General features: G+C 38.1%; 1 protein-coding gene. It reads right to left on the minus strand.

Annotation, left to right across the window (positions count from 1 at the left end; translation table 11 throughout):
• Positions 1–281: YqgE/AlgH family protein (locus tag A6E06_RS19450; RefSeq protein WP_176713306.1), on the minus strand; the 281-nt coding region annotated here is incomplete at both ends.

Genomic DNA, 281 nt, shown 5'->3' on the forward strand with positions numbered 1-281 from the left:
CTGATAACTCATCAGTCACTTGAATGCTTGATAAATAGTTATCTTTATTTGAATGAAGAACAAAACCACGATCATCCGACACCGGCCCACCATTTAATACGGGTTGGCTTAATGTTTGAGGGAAAATGATAGGTGATGGGTTATCTAGCTCTATTTGGTCTAGCATTCCTTTTAATGAAATCTGTACAGGCTCATTGATGCGTAAGCCCATGGTTCCATCAGAATCATGTTCACAAATATAAATAACGCTTCGTTGAAAGAATGGATCTTTCATACTAGGC

This window comes from Aliivibrio sp. 1S175, from assembly GCF_001690985.1.
Lineage (GTDB): Bacteria > Pseudomonadota > Gammaproteobacteria > Enterobacterales > Vibrionaceae > Aliivibrio.